Genomic DNA, 1,154 nt, shown 5'->3' on the forward strand with positions numbered 1-1,154 from the left:
CCCAGCAGCCGTCGCATTTTATGGCCCAGCAGCCGTCGCAGTTCATGCCCCAGCAGCCGTCGCAGTTTATGCCCCAACAAGCGCAACAGAATATCGTCCGGCACTTTGGCGAGCAGTGCTACTCGACTGAACACCTCCAGCGGCTTGGCGAGAACGGAATATGTGCGACGTTGACAGCGAAAATCCTTAAGGAAAGCTTCGCAAAAGATATTACGCAGCCGCCAAGCTTTTTGCGAAACCACGCGGCACTTGAACGAGAACATAACGCATACGAAGCCCGCAGGGCTACGAGGCACACAACATAGACCGTTGATGATGGCGAGACGCATGAAAATCCCAATGTGGCGACGTGGCGTAACATACTGAGCGATACAGTAAACACCCCCGGCAAATATTACATAACCTTGGGTGGAGCTGGCGGTGACGGCCATGCTATCGGCATCGTCACTCAAAATAGACGGCAAATGATTTTCGACGCCAATTCCGGACTTCACGTAACAAGTGACAGCAGCGGATTTGCGAATCAAAATGCTGCTTCATTGCATAATAAATACTCTCAATACAATTTTATAGACGTCTATAGATTGGAATCGAATTGACAAAATCGCTTGATCCACATCGGTGACGATAGTGAAGTTTTGCTGCCATTCGGGGGGCGTGACCTCGACCCGGTTGATGCGAGGCCTACTGGGTCACCCCCGAACAACTTGTCTTGAGCGCAAACGGCGTCACGCCATCACATCGGCGGCAATGTTGAGATAGAGCAAATCTGGCTCAGTCTCGTGGGCAAGGGCGGCAAACCCGGCAAGGTAGCGGTACCGCCCCTCGCGCGCGCGGCGCTTGAACAGAGATGCGCCGTTTTTTTAGGCTGGCACCGATCACCCCGTACTGGCTGAAAAGCTGCGTCGCGCCAGTCCTCACTGGACACGCCATACCCACGCCACCCATGCGCTCTCCCGTGGCGCAAAACTCACGACGGTGCGGGACAACCTGCGCCACGCCTCAATCGCAACGACCTCGATCTACCTTCGGAGCGACAAGGTCAAACTCGCCCGGCAGATGGACGAGGCGTTCGCCGCACCATAGCCCATGGCCTTTCCGGCGGAGCCTCGCTGGCTTAGCGTGCTTTATTTTCCGTTTTCCGAAGCCGCCCC

The 1,154-nt window shown here is 55.5% G+C and carries 1 protein-coding gene and 1 pseudogene; one reads left to right on the top strand and one right to left on the bottom strand.

The features are described from left to right. A partial coding sequence (locus tag HV796_RS42605; RefSeq protein WP_175233600.1) for a hypothetical protein occupies positions 1 to 527 on the bottom strand: 527 nt, incomplete at its 3' end. Positions 528 to 779: 252 nt separating this feature from the next. Here HV796_RS42605 and HV796_RS42610 point away from each other — a divergent pair. Then, positions 780 to 1,086 (top strand): annotated as a pseudogene (locus HV796_RS42610) (tyrosine-type recombinase/integrase); the annotation flags it as partial. Between the last annotated feature and the right edge of the window lie 68 nt (positions 1,087 to 1,154).

Origin of the sequence: Paraburkholderia humisilvae, assembly GCF_902859855.1 — a bacterium.
Taxonomy (GTDB): Bacteria; Pseudomonadota; Gammaproteobacteria; order Burkholderiales; family Burkholderiaceae; genus Paraburkholderia; species Paraburkholderia humisilvae.